Annotated in this window: 15 protein-coding genes; 4 read left to right on the top strand and 11 right to left on the bottom strand. The window is 63.4% G+C overall.

The genetic code is table 11. The features are described 5' to 3' along the window. Nucleotides 1–76 precede the first annotated feature (76 nt). The 9 genes from IC608_RS04790 to IC608_RS04750 all read right to left on the bottom strand — a co-directional run bounded on the left by IC608_RS04790 (nucleotide 77) and on the right by IC608_RS04750 (nucleotide 10,322). Nucleotides 77–1,690, bottom strand: a complete 1,614-nt coding sequence (locus IC608_RS04790) for an ABC transporter substrate-binding protein (RefSeq protein ID WP_191773103.1) — start codon at nucleotides 1,688–1,690, stop codon at nucleotides 77–79. Between the two features lie 65 nt (nucleotides 1,691–1,755). Further along, a complete protein-coding gene (locus IC608_RS04785; protein ID WP_191773101.1) occupies nucleotides 1,756–2,685 on the bottom strand; it encodes a 2-hydroxyacid dehydrogenase in 930 nt (309 codons plus the stop codon). Between the two features lie 192 nt (nucleotides 2,686–2,877). Further along, nucleotides 2,878–3,861, bottom strand: a complete 984-nt coding sequence (locus tag IC608_RS04780; protein ID WP_191773097.1) for an ABC transporter ATP-binding protein — start codon at nucleotides 3,859–3,861, stop codon at nucleotides 2,878–2,880. Beyond that, nucleotides 3,854–4,879 (bottom strand): ABC transporter ATP-binding protein, encoded by a 1,026-nt coding sequence (locus tag IC608_RS04775; protein ID WP_191773094.1) that lies wholly within the window; start codon nucleotides 4,877–4,879, stop codon nucleotides 3,854–3,856. Before IC608_RS04775 ends, IC608_RS04780 begins: the two co-directional genes overlap by 8 nt. Continuing rightward, nucleotides 4,876–6,495 carry a DUF885 family protein gene (locus tag IC608_RS04770; RefSeq protein WP_191773091.1) on the bottom strand — a complete coding sequence of 540 codons (1,620 nt, stop codon included), beginning with the start codon at nucleotides 6,493–6,495 and terminating at the stop codon, nucleotides 4,876–4,878. The genes IC608_RS04775 and IC608_RS04770 overlap by 4 nt, the downstream gene beginning before the upstream one ends. Next, nucleotides 6,492–7,613 (bottom strand): Gfo/Idh/MocA family protein, encoded by a 1,122-nt coding sequence (locus IC608_RS04765; RefSeq protein ID WP_191773089.1) that lies wholly within the window; start codon nucleotides 7,611–7,613, stop codon nucleotides 6,492–6,494. The genes IC608_RS04770 and IC608_RS04765 overlap by 4 nt, the downstream gene beginning before the upstream one ends. Continuing rightward, the gene (locus tag IC608_RS04760) at nucleotides 7,613–8,695 is read right to left on the bottom strand and encodes a ketopantoate reductase family protein (RefSeq protein WP_191773086.1); all 1,083 of its coding nucleotides are present in this window, start codon (nucleotides 8,693–8,695) and stop codon (nucleotides 7,613–7,615) included. Before IC608_RS04760 ends, IC608_RS04765 begins: the two co-directional genes overlap by 1 nt. Further along, nucleotides 8,692–9,891: a hypothetical protein gene (locus IC608_RS04755; protein ID WP_210316198.1), complete on the bottom strand. Its 1,200-nt coding sequence runs from the start codon at nucleotides 9,889–9,891 to the stop codon at nucleotides 8,692–8,694. The genes IC608_RS04760 and IC608_RS04755 overlap by 4 nt, the downstream gene beginning before the upstream one ends. A 20-nt stretch (nucleotides 9,892–9,911) precedes the next feature. Continuing rightward, on the bottom strand, nucleotides 9,912–10,322 hold the full coding sequence (locus IC608_RS04750) for a VOC family protein (protein WP_191773080.1): 411 nt from the start codon (nucleotides 10,320–10,322) through the stop codon (nucleotides 9,912–9,914). A 98-nt stretch (nucleotides 10,323–10,420) separates the two neighbouring features. On the opposite strand from IC608_RS04750, the gene gcvA reads away from it, so the two are divergent. The 4 genes from gcvA (at nucleotide 10,421) to IC608_RS04730 (ending at nucleotide 14,783) form a co-directional block, all read left to right on the top strand. Beyond that, nucleotides 10,421–11,344: a transcriptional regulator GcvA gene (gene gcvA / locus IC608_RS04745; RefSeq protein ID WP_210316197.1), complete on the top strand. Its 924-nt coding sequence runs from the start codon at nucleotides 10,421–10,423 to the stop codon at nucleotides 11,342–11,344. Nucleotides 11,345–11,488: 144 nt separating this feature from the next. Further along, entirely contained in the window at nucleotides 11,489–12,448 is a 960-nt protein-coding gene (locus IC608_RS04740) for an SPFH domain-containing protein (RefSeq protein WP_191773074.1), read from the top strand. Nucleotides 12,449–12,463: 15 nt separating this feature from the next. Beyond that, nucleotides 12,464–12,904: an NfeD family protein gene (locus IC608_RS04735; protein ID WP_191773071.1), complete on the top strand. Its 441-nt coding sequence runs from the start codon at nucleotides 12,464–12,466 to the stop codon at nucleotides 12,902–12,904. A gap of 112 nt (nucleotides 12,905–13,016) precedes the next feature. Next, nucleotides 13,017–14,783, top strand: a complete 1,767-nt coding sequence (locus tag IC608_RS04730; RefSeq protein WP_191773068.1) for a PAS domain-containing protein — start codon at nucleotides 13,017–13,019, stop codon at nucleotides 14,781–14,783. Between the two features lie 105 nt (nucleotides 14,784–14,888). Here the strand turns inward: IC608_RS04730 and IC608_RS04725 are convergent, their stop codons facing one another. Further along, a complete protein-coding gene (locus IC608_RS04725; protein WP_210316196.1) occupies nucleotides 14,889–16,214 on the bottom strand; it encodes a sensor histidine kinase in 1,326 nt (441 codons plus the stop codon). A 29-nt stretch (nucleotides 16,215–16,243) separates the two neighbouring features. After that, on the bottom strand, nucleotides 16,244–16,792 hold the full coding sequence (locus IC608_RS04720; RefSeq protein WP_191773062.1) for a putative pterin-binding protein: 549 nt from the start codon (nucleotides 16,790–16,792) through the stop codon (nucleotides 16,244–16,246). Nucleotides 16,793–16,802: the final 10 nt, after the last annotated feature.

Raw genomic sequence — 16,802 nt, 5'->3', positions numbered from 1 at the left:
TTTCGCGGGAATGACGCCAGGACCACGTCCGGTCCGGTGGCTGCCCGGCCGAAGCCGGGCAGCGGGATCGCGGGCCTTAGCCTTCCATGTACCACTCGGCGGTGTGCACGAAATTGGTCATGTTGGTCGGGTTGGGTACGAAGTTCTTGAGCTTGGTCGTCTTGGCGATCAGCGCGACGTTGGTCGTCAGCGAGATCGTCGGCAGGTCTTCCGCCAGGATCTTCTGGAACTCCTTGGCCGCTTCCATGCGCACGTCGGTTTCGAGGGAATTCTCGAACTTGTCGAACGCCGCATCCAGCTCGGGGTTGGAGTAGGACTGGCCGTTGTTCGGGCCGCCCGTGCCCCAGAACACCGAGTAGACCGGGTCGGCCGAGGTGATCCAGCGACCATAGATCAGGTCGTAGCCGCCATTGTAGCGGGCTTCGCGATAGGCGACGCCGGTCTGGTTGTTGGCGGTCGCCTCGATGCCAATGGCCTTGAGCTGAGCGATAATCACCTGCTGGGCCAGTTCGTCGTCGGCACGGCCGGCCTGCACCATGAAGTCGTAGGAGAGGCGGTTGCCGTCCTTTTCACGGATGCCGTCGGCGCCGGCCTTGTAGCCAGCCTCGTCGAGCAGTGCCTTGGCGCCCTCGACGTCATAGGCGATCTCGGGGGTCTCTGGATCGTACCATTCGAACACCGGCACCACCGGCGACTTGATCGGCTCAGGGAAACCGCCCTGGGCGCGGATCAGCACCGAGCGATCGATGCCCATGGCGATGGCCTTGCGCACGGTGAGATCGGACAGGGTCGGGTTCTTGAAGTTGAAGTCGAGGTGCTGCCAGGAGAGCAGGGGCCCCTTGATGAGCTCGATGCCATCGATGCCTTCGACCTGGCTGGCCTGGCTGTAGGGCGTCGAGACGACCATGTTGACTTCACCCGAGCGCAGCTGGGTGATCAGCGTGTTGGTGTCGGGGATCATCTTGAAGATGATCGAGTCCAGGTACGGAAGCTGGTCGCCATTCTCGGCCTTGTCCCAATAGTCCTCGTTCCTCTCGGTGACGACGTACTGGCCGCGCACGAACTCGGTGACCTTGAACGGCCCGGTGCCGACGGGCATCTCGTTGTAGCTCGAGGTGTTGAGATCGGTGCCCTCGAGCAGGTGCTTGGGCATGATGCCGAAGGTGAAGAGGGTGGAGGCGAAAGTGGGGAGGATGGTGTTGTAGTTGACCACGACCGTCAGGTCATCGGGCGTATCGATGCTCTCGACTTCTTCGGTGCCGTCCTTGGATTCGGCGATGAAGTTCGGGTCCTTCACGGCTTCCCAGGTGTACTTCACGTCGGCCGAGGTGAAGGGTTCGCCGTCGTGCCACTTGACGCCGTCGCGCAGCTTGTAGGTGATCTTCATGGTCTTGCCGTCTTCGGCAACGACGATACCGCCGTTTTCGATGGTCGGCACTTCGGTGGCCAGCACCGGCACGTACTTAGCGTCGGCGCCGGGGGCCAGCAGGCCCTCGACCACGGTCGCCTGGGCATCGCCGAGGAAGCCGGTCGAATAGACGTTCATGGTATCGATCTCATAGGTGAGACCAACGGTCAGGGTGCCGCCCGGCGACTGGGCATAGGCGGGAAAGGTGCGGAACGCAGCCAGGGCGGCGCCGCCGGCCAGCATGCCCTGAAGGGCCGCGCGTCGGGTCATTCTGATGGTCATGGGTCTTCCTTCTTCCTGTTTGCCCTTCCGGGCGTTCACTCCAGATGCCGGTTTCCCGGTCTTCTTTAGTATCCAAGCTGCCGGTCAACGAGATGGGGGATCGGCTCCCCCTTCTCGAAGCGGCGAATATTGGCGGCCATTTCAGCGACCGCGATGTGGGCATGGGTGGGCGCCGCGACATGGGGCGACACCAGTACCTTAGGATGGCTCCAGAAGGGGTCTTCGGCCGGGAGCGGCTCGGTGCGGAAAACATCGAGGGCCGCCCCGCTCAACTGGCCGCTGTCGAGCCGCGACAGCAGGTCCGCGTCCACCACCTGGCCGCCACGGGCGCCGTTGATGAAGAAGCCGCCCGGCGCCATGGCATCGAACACCGAAGCGTCGATGACATTGGCTGTCTCGTCTGTCAGCGGCAGGAGATTGACCAGGATTTCGGCGTCGCGCACCGCGTCGATCAACTGGTCCTGCCCGGCAAAGCTGGTGGCGCCCTCGATGGTACGGCCGGACCGGCTCCACACGCGCGTATTGAACCCGAACCGGACGAAATGCCGGGCCGCCATGCCGCCCAGGGCCCCCGCGCCAAGCACGGTCACGGTACGCTCGCGCGCCAGCTTTTCCTTGAGCGGGCTCCACTCGCGGCGCGCCTGCAGGCCTCGATAGGCGGCAAGGTTGCGGTGCCAGGCCAGTGCGTGTGCCAGGACCCAGTCCGACATGCCTTCGGCAAGACCGTCGTCGACAAGACGCACGATGGGGATGTCGTCCGGCACTTCTCCGCTGGCGAGCAGGTGCTCGATGCCAGCATTGAGGCTGAGGACGAGCTTCAGCCCGGGCACCGCGGCGATGACACCCGGGGTCGGCCGTCCCACCACGATAAAGGGAACATCAGCATCGCCCGGAGCGGGCTGCTGCGTGAAGACGTCGAAGTCGGGAAGCTCCTTGCGGAACATCTCGGCCATCTGTTCAGGATTGCCGCGCGAGGCGATGAATAACCGTTTCATGACAGGGAGCATGGTGCGTCCGAACGACGGATCGCAATGCCCGAAAAAATCCGTTTTGTGTGCATTTCAACTCATACGTAGGCAGGATGGCTGGCGCGCGCAAAAATGCATCGTAATGCCGAATAAATCAGCATTTCCGCAGCTCTGGTTTCTACAATGTAGTCGGCAAGGACTTGTTGCCCAAAACACGATCTATTCCATCAGGTTGAGCTCGGCCTGACGAATGCAGGCCACCGCGTGCCGGGGTCCCACGGTCTCCAGCGCTGGCTCGACCTGCGCACAGGCCTCGATTGCGAAGGGACAGCGCGTGCGGAACACGCATCCCGAGGGAGGGTTGATCGGGCTTGGCAGATCGCCCTTGAGCATGATCCGGTCGCGCTTGGCCCGAGGATTGGGTACCGGCGCCGCATCGAGCAGGGATCGCGTATAGGGATGGCGCGGCTGCGTATAAAGGTCCGCAGCGGTGGCCGTCTCCATCACGTGGCCCAGATACATCACGACCACGCGGTCGCACAGGAACTCGATCACCGAGAGATCGTGGCCGATGAACAGAATGGAGAGACCCAGTTCCTGCCGCAGGTCCTGCAGCAGATTGATGATCTGCGCCTGGATCGAGACATCGAGCGCCGACACGGGCTCGTCGGCCACGATGAAGTCGGGATTGACCGCGAGCGCTCGGGCGATGCCGATGCGCTGGCGCTGGCCGCCGGAAAACTCATGCGGGAACCGCGCCGCCGCCGTGCGCGGCAGGCCTACTTTCTCGAGGAGGTCGCCGACCCGCTCGTCGCGGTCGGCCCGCGTGCCGATGCTGTGCAGGTGCAGGGCTTCGCCAATGATCTGGCCCACGCTCATGCGCGGGTTGAGGCTGGCATAAGGGTCCTGGAATATAATCTGCATGCGCGAGCGCAGGGCCTTGAGATCTCTGGGCGGCAGGCCCACCACCTCGGTGCCGTCGAACCGGACGGAGCCCTCCGTAGGTTCGATGAGCCGCAAGAGCGCGCGTCCGAGTGTGGTCTTGCCCGAGCCGGACTCCCCGACCAGCCCCACCACCTCGCCGCGCGCGATGTCCAGGGAAACGCCGTCCACCGCCTTGAGCGTCACGCCGTCCTTGAAAAGGCTCCGCCCGATGGGGAAGTGGACCTTGAGGTCGCTGACCTGAACCAGGGTTTCAGCCATCGAGCTCACTCCAGCGGATACAGCGTGTTGCATGGCCCGGCTCGACGGGCAGCATGGGCGGCACGGCGGCGCGGCACGCTTCAATGGCCCAGGCGCACCGTGGGTTGAAATCACATCCCGCAGGCGGGTTGCGCGGGTCCACCACATTGCCCGGGATCGCCCGCAGGCGCGCCACCTCGCCCGCTGCGCGCGCAGCGTGGTCCACCGTCGGCAGGCTTGCTAGCAGGCCCCGTGTGTACGGATGGCTGGGACGGTCGAAGAGATCCTGCACCGCGGCGGTTTCAACAATGCGTCCGCCATACATCACCGCCACCTTGTCGGCGATTTCGGCCACCACGCCCAGATTGTGCGTGATGAACAGTATCCCCATGCCGATCTCGCGTTGCAGCCGGCGCATGAGCTCGAGGATCTGCAACTGCACGGTGACGTCCAGCGCCGTGGTCGGCTCGTCGGCAATCAGCAGGGCCGGGTTGCAGGCGAGGGCCATGGCGATCATCACTCGCTGCCGCATGCCGCCCGACATCTGGTGCGGATAGACCTGCGCCCGGCGCTCGGGCTCGGGAATATCGACCAGCGACAGCATCTCCACCGCCCGTGCCCAGGCTTGGCGATGACTGAGGCCCTGGTGCAGTTCGGCCGCCTCGGCGATCTGCGCCCCCACCTTCTGGGTGGGATTGAGGCTGGTCATTGGTTCCTGGAAGATCATCGAGATCTCGTTGCCGCGAATGCGGCGCATCGCCGTCTCCGGCTCCTGCACGAGGTCGCGCACCTGCCCATCGCGTCCGCGAAAGAGAATGGTCCCGTCCGTGATCGACCCCACGCCCTTGGCGAGCAGACGCATCACCGACAGGCTGGTCACCGACTTGCCCGAGCCGCTTTCGCCGACGACGGCGACCGTCTGGCCGGACTCGATGTCGAGATCGACGCCCTTGACGGCGCGCACGATGCCGCTCTCGGTCCGAAATTCGGTCACGAGATTGCGGATCGACAGCAGGGGCGCTGTGGTCGTTTCCGTCATGGGCGCAGCAGTCCGGCGCGGGTCATCTCGTCTTCCACCCAGGCGAGTGGAACATGGCCGTAGCTCAGGAGCCTGTCGTGGAAGGCGCGAGTCTCCCCGGTCCAGCGCTGGCGCAGGGCCTTGATGCCTTCGACGCCAAGCCAATACATCAGGCGCGAGCCGGGCAGCATCGAGTTGCGGACCACTTCACCCTCCACGCGCACCGGCGCAAAGCCGGCTTCACGATAGAAGTCCATGGCCTGTTGCTGCGTCCAGTCACCGATATGCAGCTTGATATCGACCAGGACGCTGGCCGCGTTCCGCCGCTCAAATTGCTTGAGGAGGAGGATTTCCTCGGGCGTGTAGAATCCCGGAGCCTCAATGAGAAGGTCTTCCACATAGCAGGCCCAGCCTTCGATCAGCGTGCCGGAGCCCAGAAAGGCGAGGCCTAGCGCGCAGTCCGTACCGGCGATGCGCGCGAGGCGCGATTGGGCGGCGCGAGCACGGGTGTTCTGCGTGTGGTGGCCAATGCTGCCATGGTGCACGGAGTGGATGGTCTTGACCATGGCCGTGTTATTGCCGCGCAGGAACGCCTGTTCGTCTTCGCCCGGCGGCGTGACCCAATAGACGCTGCCGGCGCCGGGGTTGAGGCCGGGGGGAGAACGGTAGAACAGGAAATAGAGCGGCTGGCTGATCTTTCGGAAGCAGGGGGCCATCCACCGATAGTCGAGGTCGTACTCTTGCGCCGGCGTCACGAGATCGGCGCCTTGCGCGATGGCCTGGATGTCCCAGTCCATATAGCTGTCGAACACAGCCCCGACGGTGTCGGGATGGATGTCGGAGAGACCGGCGAGAATCTCGTCGGCCGTGCGGTTGGGGTCGATGGCGCGTGCCATCTCCGCCATCTCCTCACCCATGCGATTGTAAGCGGTTTGGGCCATCTCCACCGCTTCGCGTGGCGACATCGGCAAGCCGTGGAGTTCGGCCATCACCTGGCCAAGATAGGCCTCGCCGCACGCAGGGTCTGCATCGGGTTGTCCATCGAGCGCCGACGCAAACGCCTCAAAGGCGTTGGCGGCCCGCCGGGCCGGCTCCGCCCAATCGTCGGCAAATTCCTCGTGCAGGCTGATGTCGGTGCGCAGGAAGCCGGCCATGGCAGTGGCTTCTTTCTGGGCCCGTTTCACCCAGCCCTGTGGTACTGGAACGCCCTGCAACCGCTCGGTCGCAGAGTCGAGAAAGCCCGGAAGGCCGGTGAGCCGGCCGATCAGCGCGTCGTGGCGGATCGGCATTGACTGCGGCAGGAGCAGCGAAATGATCGAAAACGCCGCCTCGCCCGAATACCAGGCGGGGTTGTGCAGGCGGGGCCGGGTTTCGGCGGCCAGCCGCTGCATATGCAACTCGGCCAGCATCATGCGGCGGTCGAGCCGGTCGCCCAGCTCATCCGGCTCCTCAGTGTTTTCCAGCCGCGCCAGCAGGGTGTCTATGCCCTCGATCTCTTCCGACAGCGTCTCGGGACCGGCTGGCGGCAGCAGAGCATCGTGGTGCCTTTCGCCCATGAAGCTCGCGTCGACCGGGCGGAAGTGCCAATGGTGGGCGAGGAAGTCGTCGACAATGGACGGGTCGTAAGCGCCCGTCATGCCGTCTTCCCCGGCAGATCGACCCAACGACGCTCGAAATGCGCCTGGATGATCGCATCGACGATCTCCTGGCTCTTGGCGCCATCGTAGAAGGTGCATTCCTGCGGCCGGTCTTCGAGGATTTCGTCGACGAAGTGGCGCACGAGGTTGCGGTAGTAAAGCTCGGGCCACGGGGTATTGAGGGTCGTGCCGGGCGGCAGCGCATCGGCGCCGACGTCATAGGGAATGAATTCGACAGCCTCGGCCTTGGCGATCTTGAGCGTCTCGGCAGTACCGAACTCCGAGATCAGCCGCGCCACCGCGGCTCCCTTGGAGCCATAGACGCGGATTTCCACGCCCGGATAATTGCCCACCGCGACATAGGAGGTCTGGAGCAGGCCCTGCGCCCCACTCGCGTATTCGACCAGCGCCACGGCGCCGTCTTCCACCTTGATCTTTTGAAGGCCGACTTCCCCGCGCACGATGCGCTCGGGAATGAAGTTCTTCATGGTCGAAGCGACCGATCCGAACTCGCCGCCCAGCCAGCGCATAAGGTCGATGAGGTGGGAACCGTAGCCGACGATGGACGCGGGGATGAGAGAATTGCGATCGACCCCCGGCGTGATCTGGCGCAGCGGTTCCTGCGGATCGAGCCACTGCGAGTTCTGTTCGAAGCCGTGGATGTGGAACACCTCGCCCAGCGTGCCGTCGTCGATCCACTTCTTGATCTGCCGGATGGCCGGCGAATAGCGGAAGGTGAAACCGAGCTTGGTGCGGACACCCTTGGCATCGGCCTTGGCGGCGGCATCGAAGGCGGGTGCCGCTTCGGTGTGCAACGGCTTTTCGGAGAGCACATGCTTGCCACCGGCAATGGCGGCCAGGCTCAGCGGCAGATGGGTGTGTGTCGGCGTACAGACGTCGACCATCTGTACGTCAGGGTCGGCGATCAGCTGTTCGGGGTCGGTATAGACCTTGCGCGCCCCATACTTTTCGCCCATCGCGCGGGCGCGGACCGGGTCGACGTCGCAGACGGCGATCAGGTCGACGCGTTCATGCGCCTTGTAGCCGGGAAGGTGGGCCTTGTCGGCCCAGGTGTGCGCGCCGATCAGGCCGACGCCGAGTTTGCTCGAAGTGCTCATCAGGGGAGGGTCTTTCCGATGGAGGCGGCATAGGCCTCCAACTCGTCATAATTGTGGAAGCCAAGCTCGCGCTTGCCGTCCTCGATCTCGTAGATCATGCCGACCATCTTTTCGTTGAGGCGGGTATCGGCGCCGTGGGCCTTGCCGAACTCGATGAGCTTGCCGGCGAAGGCGCGGGTTTCGGATCGGCGCTTGCGATAGACGATGTCCCACCAGATGCCCGAACCCTTCTTCTTGAAGTTGTGTGTCGGCTTGTTGTCCTGGTCCTTCTTGAGGAGCCAGATGGCGTGGTTCACGTTGTCGATTAGCTTCTTGGTGTCCGCCGCTGTTTTGACTCGGTAATTGGCCGGGTCGAAGAAATCGAAGGCCTGTACCTCGATGCCGTTGGCGTCTGCGATTTCGAGCGCTTCCTTGACGACGGCGCCGGCAAGCCGGGCATAGCGTTCTTCGCCCAAGGTGGTGCGAATGGGGGCATCCGCCAGCGCCGAGAACACCACCTGGGCGGAGTAGACTTCCTTCGCCCAGATCTGGCCCCAGATATTGTCCGAATACTGTACCTCAGTCAGCGCAGACAGAGCGTCGCCAATCTCCTTGAGGCGTGGCGTCATCTCGCCGTTCATCTCGCCCAGTTGGATCGGCCCTTCGTGCACGAATTCGATATAGCCCGGATCGACCAGTGCACCGCCGTAGTTGGGAATCGAGCCAACCACCATGCGATCGCCCGGCAGCCCTGCCTTGGTGAGAAGGTCGACCATGTCCGGCTCGTTGAAGCCGTTCTGATAGGACACCACGATGCTCTCGGGCGTGAGCAGCGGCACGATCTGCTGCAGGGCCTCGAGCGTGTGCTGCGACTTGGTCGCGATGAGCACGACGCCGAGATCCCCGCTGAGTTGGTCAGGCGTTGCCGCCTTGACCGGGATGGTCAGGTCGCCGCGAACGCCATCGATGATCATGCCCTTGTCGTTGAGCGCGTCGACATGCTCCTTCCAGCGATCCACCAGAAGCACGTCGTGGCCGGCCTTGGTCATGTAGCCGCCAGCCAGGCCGCCGATGGCGCCGGCTCCGATGATGGTGAACTTCATGCCGGCATCCTTTCAGCAACGGTTTGCGGGAACATATCGAGGCTTTTCGGGCTGTTGGAGTGGAAATAGAGCGCTTCGAGGAATTCGGGCCACTGCTCCTTGGTCACCCGTTCACGCACCTTGCGCACCGCCTCGTTGCCGGCCCAGTAGGAAAGAATGAACGGGCCACGGAACGGGTGCGCAGCCATGCGCAGACGGCCCTGAACCCAGGCTTCCTGGCCCATCGCGACGGAGCGGAGATAATCAGCTACCTCCTCACGCGGCTGACCCTCGACCATCAGCATCCAAGCTGCGGTGTTCTGGGCGGCCGAGCGGACGCGGCGCAGCTCGACATGGATTTCGTCGTCATCGTCTTCGATGAAGTCAATCAGATGCGCGCCCTGGTCACCAATGCCTTCCTGCACGCAGCCGGTGATGGCGTCGGTGGTGATCAGCAGCGCGTCGGCCGGCGCCTTGCCATTGTCGACCGCCCATTTGGTGGACAGCAACTGCGTGGAGTGACCGGGGTAGACTTCGTGGCAGACGAGGTGCTTGAGCGCGGCGCGGGTGAAGCTCAAATCGACATTGAGGTCCATCTTGCCTTCGTTGAATGAGCAGCGCGCGGTGTAGTACATGTCGCGCACCGGGTTCAGCACCATGTCGTAATCGCCGGTGTCGAAGATCAGCTTATCGGTGCGCGCCTTGGCCTCGGCCATGAGTTCGCGGAACACGGTTTCGATCTTTTCGGTGGGTATGGCGCGCGCCTGTTCCCATGCCGTAACGCGCTCGCCGAGCGAACCATTGACGAAGCCTGACTTGCGCAGCAGCGCATCGACTCGGGAGCGGGCATCCTCGATCATCGCCGCATCTTCGCGGCCTCCCGGAGCGCCGACGAGATCGGTCACCTTTTCTTCGAAGGAGGGCGTCCCGCCGCCGAGCATCTTGGCCACAACCTTGAGCGAACGAAGCATTCCTTCAAGGAATGTCTTGCGCGGCCCGGCCGCGAGGGCACTGACCGACGTCGAGAGCTGCGAGAGGTCGTCCTTCATGCCCTGCACGTCGGCATAGGACTTGGCCGGAACACTATCGCCGCCGAGATAGATCGGGACCAGGCCGTCGCCGCCAAGCGGCGTGCCCTGGTTTCCATGTTGGCGTTCGAAGGCATCCATGCCCAGAGTGATCGCGGTCAGTTCGCGGCCGATTTCGAAAGAGTTCACGGAGGTTCGTCCTTGGCTGGTCAATGGTCGAAAAGGCCTTCGGGATTCTTGAAGGATTTGAATTCCATGGCGTTGCCGGCGGGGTCCTTGAGAAAGAACGTGCCCTGTTCGCCCGGCTGGCCCTCGAAGCGGATCTTTGGCTCCATAACGAAGGCCCAACCCGCTGCGCGGATGCGCTCGATCAGGCTGTTCCACTGGTCCCACGGCAGCACGGCTCCGAAGTGGTGCAGCGGCACCTGGTCGTCGCCGACCTTGGACGTGGCTTTCGGCTTGGGATCGGTGTTGATGTGCGCCGAAATCTGGTGCCCGAAAAAGTCGAAGTCGATCCAGTTGTCGGCTTCGCGGCCCACGGAGCAACCGATGACGCCGCCATAGAACCGACGAGCGGCCTCCTTGTCGTCGATTGCGAACGCCAGGTGAAACGGGATCATGGAAAGCGGCCCTTGGATGTGGATCAGCGATTGCCGGTCCCTTGCCGGCACGAGCGAAAAGCTAACCTCTTGGCCTTGCCTCGCAACCGGCATAAAGATTGCCCTTCCATGACTTCAAGGAATATCGCGCCGTGCGTAGCCGCCTCTTGCCCTCCCTCAACGCCATCCGCACTTTCGAGGCCGTGGCGCGCTACAACAGCTTTACCCGCGCGGCCGAAGAGCTCAACGTAACGCAAAGTGCCGCCAGCAGACTCGTGCGCAGCCTGGAGGAATACCTGCAGGTGCCGCTGTTCACCCGCCAGAGCCGCCGCATCGAACTCACCGACCAGGGGCGCTACTACAACGAACTGGTGCGCACGTCGCTCGAACAGATCGAGGCGGGGACACTTGAGCTGATCTCATCCAAGGATGGGATGGGCACGCTCTCGATCGGCATGCTGCCCACCTTCGGCACCAAGTGGCTTATTCCTCGCCTGTCCTCGTTCCAGGGGCGGTACCCGAACATTGCGTTCAACATCATCTCGAGCGACGGCGAGCTCAATTTCACGCAGGAGCGCATCGACGTCGCCATCCGGTTCGGCCACGGCAACTGGCCCGATTCGATCATCGATCCCCTGATGGGCGAGGACATCATGGTGGTGTGCAGCCCCCGGCTGCTCAAGGGTGACAACCCGCTGACTTCGCACGAGGCGCTGCATTACCACCGGCTGATCCGCCACTCGACCCGTCCGGGAAGCTGGGACCACTGGTTTCGCTCGGTGGGCATCAACCCCGGCTCCTATCTCTGGGGGCCGTCCTTCGAGCACTTCTTCATGATCATCCAGGCCGCCATCGCGGGTATTGGCGTGGCGCTTCTACCCAGTTTCCTGATCGAGGAGGAGCTCAAGAAAGGGGACCTGGTTGCACCCTTCACCGATAGCGTGGCCGGGCCCGGCGCCTACTATCTGATTACGTCGGCCGCAAAGGCCCAACTGCCTCGGGTGAAGCTCTTTCGTGAGTGGCTACTGGAGACAATCGGCTAGATAGTCACGTCCGGCATTTGGATTGGTCGACTACCGCGTTGTCGGGAGAAGGCCGGTGCCGGTTGGACGGCATCCAAGGATCGCATTGCGTCTGTCGGTCCTTGGGGGTACGCCTTTGTTGATGCGATCGGATGGGGGGATGGAATGGACGGGTTGAGTATCGGCTTGATCGGGGTCGGCGTCCTTGCCCTCCTGGTCCTATTTGCCGGCGCCAAGACCGTGCCCCAAGGCTACACCTACACCGTGGAGCGCTTCGGCAAATACACCCGGACGCTGTCACCCGGATTGAACCTCATCGTTCCATTCATCGACGGGATCGGGCACCGGATCAATATGATGGAGCAGGTTCTTGATGTGCCGCATCAAGAGGTCATCACCCGAGACAACGCCACGGTCACCGTGAACGGCGTCACATTCTATCAGATCTTCGATGGAGCGGCCGCTGCTTACGAAGTGTCGGGGCTGCAGAACGCCATCCTCAATCTCACAATGACGAACATCCGGACGGTCATGGGCTCTATGGACCTGGACGAACTACTCAGCCATCGGGATGAAATCAACGTGCGCCTACTCAAGGTCGTCGACGCGGCGGTCGCGCCCTGGGGCCTCAAGATTACGCGGATCGAGATCAAGGACATCGACCCGCCCAAGGACCTGGTCGAGGCCATGGGCCGGCAGATGAAGGCGGAACGCGAAAAGCGGGCGGCTATCCTCGAGGCCGAAGGCCGGCGCCAGAGCGCAATTCTGCAGGCGGAGGGCGCAAAGCAGGCGCAGGTACTTGAAGCCGAGGGCCGCCGCGAGGCCGCCTTTCGCGATGCCGAAGCGCGGGAACGGGCCGCGGAAGCCGAGGCGAAGGCCACGGCCATGGTCTCCAACGCCATCGCCAGCGGCGATGTGCAGGCCATCAACTACTTCGTGGCCAACAACTACATCAGGGCGCTGGAAAGCCTGGCGAAGTCGCCCAACCAGAAGGTGCTGATGATGCCGGTCGATACCTCAACAATCCTGGGTTCCATCGCCGGCATCGCGGAAATTGCGCGGGAGGCATTTGGCGAAGCGCCGGGGCGGAGCAGTTCTGGCCGACCGCCTTCCACAAAGGCGTGAGGAGGCGCGAAGATCGTGCTGCTTGACGTTCTATTGGGTTATGGCGGCTGGTTGTGGATCATCGCGGGCCTCGTGCTGCTTGGGCTGGAGCTGGCCGTGCCTGGGGGATTCCTGCTCTGGATGGGTGTGGCGGGCCTGCTGACGGGACTTATCGCACTGCGGTACCCCCTGGCCTGGCCGATCCAATGGCTCATGTTCGGCGGCTTCTCGCTGGGGGCTATCCTGCTGTGGACGAAGGTCTATCGGCCACGAGTTGCTGCTGATCGGCTGGGCCGGCGGTTGGAGTCGCTGGTGGGCAAGGAAGCGGTGCTCGAGACGGCGACAGGGGCGGATTACGGCCGCATTTTGCTTGGCGACACGGTTTGGCTGGTCTCAGGCCCAGAACTGCCAGCAGGCACGCGGGTCAAGATCATCGGGGCGGACGGTGCTGTCTTGAAGGTGACCGCGGTCGAGTGATGACGTGGGGACTTTCCGAAGCCTCGAATAGTGGACCGCACGGGCGTTGTCATGTTTACGGGTATCAACTAGCGCGCTAGGGTCGATTCGCCTTTGACCCGGAACAGCACCATTGCCAGATCAACTCGCTTTACGCGCGGTCAGCAACGACAGTGACTTCCGGGCGCTCGTCGACATCGCGCCGGTCATCATCTGGGTGGCAACTCCAGACGGCGAGTGTACCTTCCTCAGCCGATCGTGGCGGGAATTCACGGGGCAAGCTGATGGCGAGGGTTTGGGCAACGGCTGGTTGGCCGCGATCCATCCCGCAGATCATACGACCGTGCGGGAGGCCTTCGTCAATGCTCGCGCTCGGGCGTCCCGATATCAGGTAGAGTACCGGATCAGGACCGTCGCCGGCGATTACCAATGGGTGCTCGATTCCGCTGCGCCCATCGTCGGGCCAAGTGGCGTGCTGCAAGGCTATATCGGCTCGATCGTCGACAACCAGGCCCGCAAATCGGCTGACGTCGAGCGCAGGAAGGCGGAGCGGCGGCTGAAAGTCGCGCTCGAAGCATCGGCGATCGGAACCTGGGAGTGGGAGCTGCCCGGGAATATTTTCCACTTCTCCGATCAGGCATTGCGTATTTTCGGGCTGGCCGAAAGCAGCGATGCGGTGGCCTTCGAGCGTTTGCGCCGCCTGATTCATCCCGACGACCTACCCGAAGTTGTCCGGCTGTCGGCGGCGGCGCTTGATCCGAAGGTGCGCCTGCGGGAACCATACCGGTACCGCATTACACGCGAAAACGACGGCGAAACCCGATGGATCGAGGCGCAGGGTGAAACCGTCTTCGATGAAGGGGCCGATGCCCCGCCTTCGGCCTATATCGGCACGTTTCAGGATATCACGGAGGAAGTGGCGCAGGCCCAGTCGTTGCGCGACTCCGCGGCGAGACTTGAACTCGCTCTCAACGCCGCTCAGTTGGCCGTGTGGGAACTGGACATTGCAAACGACCGTCTTGCTCCCTCTCCGGCGCTCAATCGGCTCTACGGCTTTCCTGAGGACGCTCAGCCGACATCGGATGAATTCCGCTCCCGCTATGCGCCCGGTGAACAGGAAAGACTTGAGCAACTGGGGCAGGAGGCCAGGGCGCGCGGAGAAACCAGCATCCGCGCGGAGGTGAAACACATCTTGCCCGACGGAAGCGTCCGCTGGCTTCTCATCCAGGCGCAGGCGGCGGAGCCGACGCTTGATGGGGGGCCTCGCGTGATCGGTGTGGCTATGGATATCACCCAGAGCAAGCTTCACGGGGAGAAACTGGCCGTCGTTGCCCGGGAGATGGAGCACCGCGTGAAGAACACGCTCACCCTGGTGCAGGCGCTCGTTGAGCAGTCGTTCCGCCACCCTCGCTCTACGGAGGAAGGAAAGGCCATCTTCTTTGAGCGGCTCTCCGCCTATGCGCGGGCCATGGATCTGTTGGCCAGGGACGCGGGGCAGGGCGCAGAACTCTCGAACCTGACATCGGTGGCCCTCGCGCCTTTCCAGGAGCGGGGACTCCAGCAGATCAGGATATCGGGGCCGCAGGTCCATCTTGAGCCGCGGCTGGCGGCGGCTATGGTGCTCGGGCTTCATGAACTAGCGACCAATGCCATGAAGTACGGAGCCCTCAGCGTTCCGGATGGCAGGGTGGACCTGAGTTGGTCCGGCGCAGACGACAAGCTCGATCTTGTCTGGACGGAAAGCGGGGGGCCGACGGTCAAGGTCCCCGACCGCAAGGGGTTTGGCTCGAGACTCCTGGGCGGAGTCCTGCTCCAGGGGCAGGCGGGGGCTGCAGAGCTGAAGTTTGAGCCGAGCGGCGTCCGGTTCCACCTCTCCTGCTCCCTGCAATCGCCTGGCTGACCATTTTCGGGCGGCCGGTGCCCGCGTGCGATCGCGATTGGCCTTTTGTCTCCATCCGCGAAGACCGCGTTCTCGTACTCCGGTTGCGACCGCGAGGATCGTGTGTCAGTCGGCCGGCTGTGCGGCAGCGGCGAGGCGTTGGGCGGGTTTGTAGGGAAAGATGAGAGTAAAGGTCGAGCCTTTGCCCTGCTCGCTTTCCACGTCGAGCCGGCCGCTGTGGAGCTTGACGATCTGCGACACGAAGTTGAGGCCGATGCCGGTTCCGGGGATGCCCTCGGCCGTACGGGCGCGGAAGAAGCGCTCGCTGATGAAGTCGATCTCGTCCGCGGGAATGCCGACGCCCAAATCCTCCACGCTGATGACCAGATCGCTTCCCCGCAGCCAGCCGCGGATGGTCACCGGGGCATCTGCGGGCGAATACTTGAGAGCATTCGAGACGAGATTCTGCAGCGCATGCTCGAGCAGCGTGACGTCGGCCATGGCCCACCGCGGGAGCCGCTCAAGGCTACGCCTGATGCGGCTCTGATCGTCTTCTGGCTGGTTATCGCAGATCGAAGCGATCAGCACGTGAAGATCGCAGGGGCGGGAATGGAAGGTGATTTCACCTTGTTCGAGCCGTGCCGCATTGAGCGTGCTTTCCATGAGGCGGGTCAGGCGCTGGCAGGCGTTCCGGATCTTGGTGACGCGGGTCGTCATCTCATCCACGCTCATCGCGGCCCCGCGGCGCAGCATGCGCTGCGAACTGGCATCGATGATCGACAGCGGCGTACGGAACTGGTGCGAGACGACGGAAGTGAAGGCGCGATGGAGGCGGGAGACTTCCTTTTCGTGCGCCAGCGCCGCCTCCGCCTGCGCAATGCTTCGATAGCCGCGAACCACGATGATCGCGACAACGACACCGGCGGCCAGGGTGGCGAGAAGATATCCCAGTATTTCGAGCAGGATTTGGCGCCGGTTGTTGCGCACGATTTCCTGCCGCTCGCGACCATCCAGCATCCCCGCATTGGCGAAATCGCGCATGATATGGGAGATGGTCTGCGCGTCGTAGTGAAGCGATGACACCGCGGCCGTGTCATTCGCCTGCAACGTGGCCAAGGGCTGGCGTTGCCGCTCAACCAGGGAGCGGACGACCGCGATCTCGTCCTGATACCCCATGCTTGTCACCCGCTCCGTCATGGAGCCTTCTTCGAAAAGCCGGATGCGGCTATCGAGCAGGTCGAAACGGAGGGCAACTTCGTCGCGCGAGACGCGGTCGGCCTCGAACATGAGCACGGTGTCCGCGAGGCGCATGGCCTCATACTGACCCTGGCTGGAGAACCAGATTACACCCTCGGCGGGCTCACCAGCCAATCGGCTTTCGTTCACGGCCAGCCGGATGACGGCGGCCAAAAGGACGACGAAGAGGATGGTAAGCGCAAGAGCGGCCGCCATGAATGGCCGCGTCAACCACGGCCGGTCTTTCATTGCACGCGCAGCGCCTTGAGTTGCCAGACCCAGCGTTCATTGACGCGGCGATCCTGCAAAGCAGGCTCATCGTCGCGGGGGTAGACGATCCAGATCGGCCCCTTGTCGCTGACCTGCATCTGCTCACCGTCCATCTCCGTGGCGAGGAGCACGTCGTAGTCCTGGAAATCGGACATGGGGATTTCGACGGTGTAGTCGTTGAGAGCAGACGCCAGGACAACCGTCCCCTCGGCGCCGACCTTCTCAAAAACGGTGCGGGCCAAAACGCCCGAAAAGACATGTGGCCCGTCCGTCCATGGCGTGGTCGTCGTTACTTTTGTCGTGCCCAGGCCCAGGAACATGTCACGATCGAACGCGGCGACGCCCTCGCCATTGGTCACGGCGATGTTGCCTTCTACCGTCAGAATGGCGGGCCCCTGAGGTGGCGCAAGCGCTTCCTGGCCCCAGACGGGAGGAGCCGAGAGCATGAGGGTGGCGGCCAGGGCCAACGCACTATGCGTGGTCGCGCGCCGATGACGGCGCGACGTCGAACTATTCCAAGACATGCCCAGTGCC

The sequence above is a fragment of the Devosia oryzisoli genome, assembly GCF_014837245.1.
Lineage (GTDB): Bacteria > Pseudomonadota > Alphaproteobacteria > Rhizobiales > Devosiaceae > Devosia > Devosia oryzisoli.
The sequence above is the reverse complement of the archived record's forward strand: the minus strand, read 5'-3'. Positions and strand labels throughout refer to the sequence as shown.

What these genes read in the sequence shown, in the direction of transcription:
- IC608_RS04725 (WP_210316196.1), bottom strand. Translation starts at nt 16,214, where the DNA reads ATGGCGGCCGCTCTTGCGCTTACCATCCTCTTCGTCGTCCTTTTGGCC.
- IC608_RS04770 (WP_191773091.1), bottom strand. Translation starts at nt 6,495, where the DNA reads ATGACGGGCGCTTACGACCCGTCCATTGTCGACGACTTCCTCGCCCAC.
- IC608_RS04790 (WP_191773103.1), bottom strand. Translation starts at nt 1,690, where the DNA reads ATGACCATCAGAATGACCCGACGCGCGGCCCTTCAGGGCATGCTGGCC.
- IC608_RS04765 (WP_191773089.1), bottom strand. Translation starts at nt 7,613, where the DNA reads ATGAGCACTTCGAGCAAACTCGGCGTCGGCCTGATCGGCGCGCACACC.
- IC608_RS04720 (WP_191773062.1), bottom strand. Translation starts at nt 16,792, where the DNA reads ATGTCTTGGAATAGTTCGACGTCGCGCCGTCATCGGCGCGCGACCACG.
- IC608_RS04785 (WP_191773101.1), bottom strand. Translation starts at nt 2,685, where the DNA reads ATGAAACGGTTATTCATCGCCTCGCGCGGCAATCCTGAACAGATGGCC.
- IC608_RS04740 (WP_191773074.1), top strand. Translation starts at nt 11,489, where the DNA reads ATGGACGGGTTGAGTATCGGCTTGATCGGGGTCGGCGTCCTTGCCCTC.
- IC608_RS04750 (WP_191773080.1), bottom strand. Translation starts at nt 10,322, where the DNA reads ATGATCCCGTTTCACCTGGCGTTCGCAATCGACGACAAGGAGGCCGCT.
- IC608_RS04760 (WP_191773086.1), bottom strand. Translation starts at nt 8,695, where the DNA reads ATGAAGTTCACCATCATCGGAGCCGGCGCCATCGGCGGCCTGGCTGGC.
- IC608_RS04775 (WP_191773094.1), bottom strand. Translation starts at nt 4,879, where the DNA reads ATGACGGAAACGACCACAGCGCCCCTGCTGTCGATCCGCAATCTCGTG.
- IC608_RS04780 (WP_191773097.1), bottom strand. Translation starts at nt 3,861, where the DNA reads ATGGCTGAAACCCTGGTTCAGGTCAGCGACCTCAAGGTCCACTTCCCC.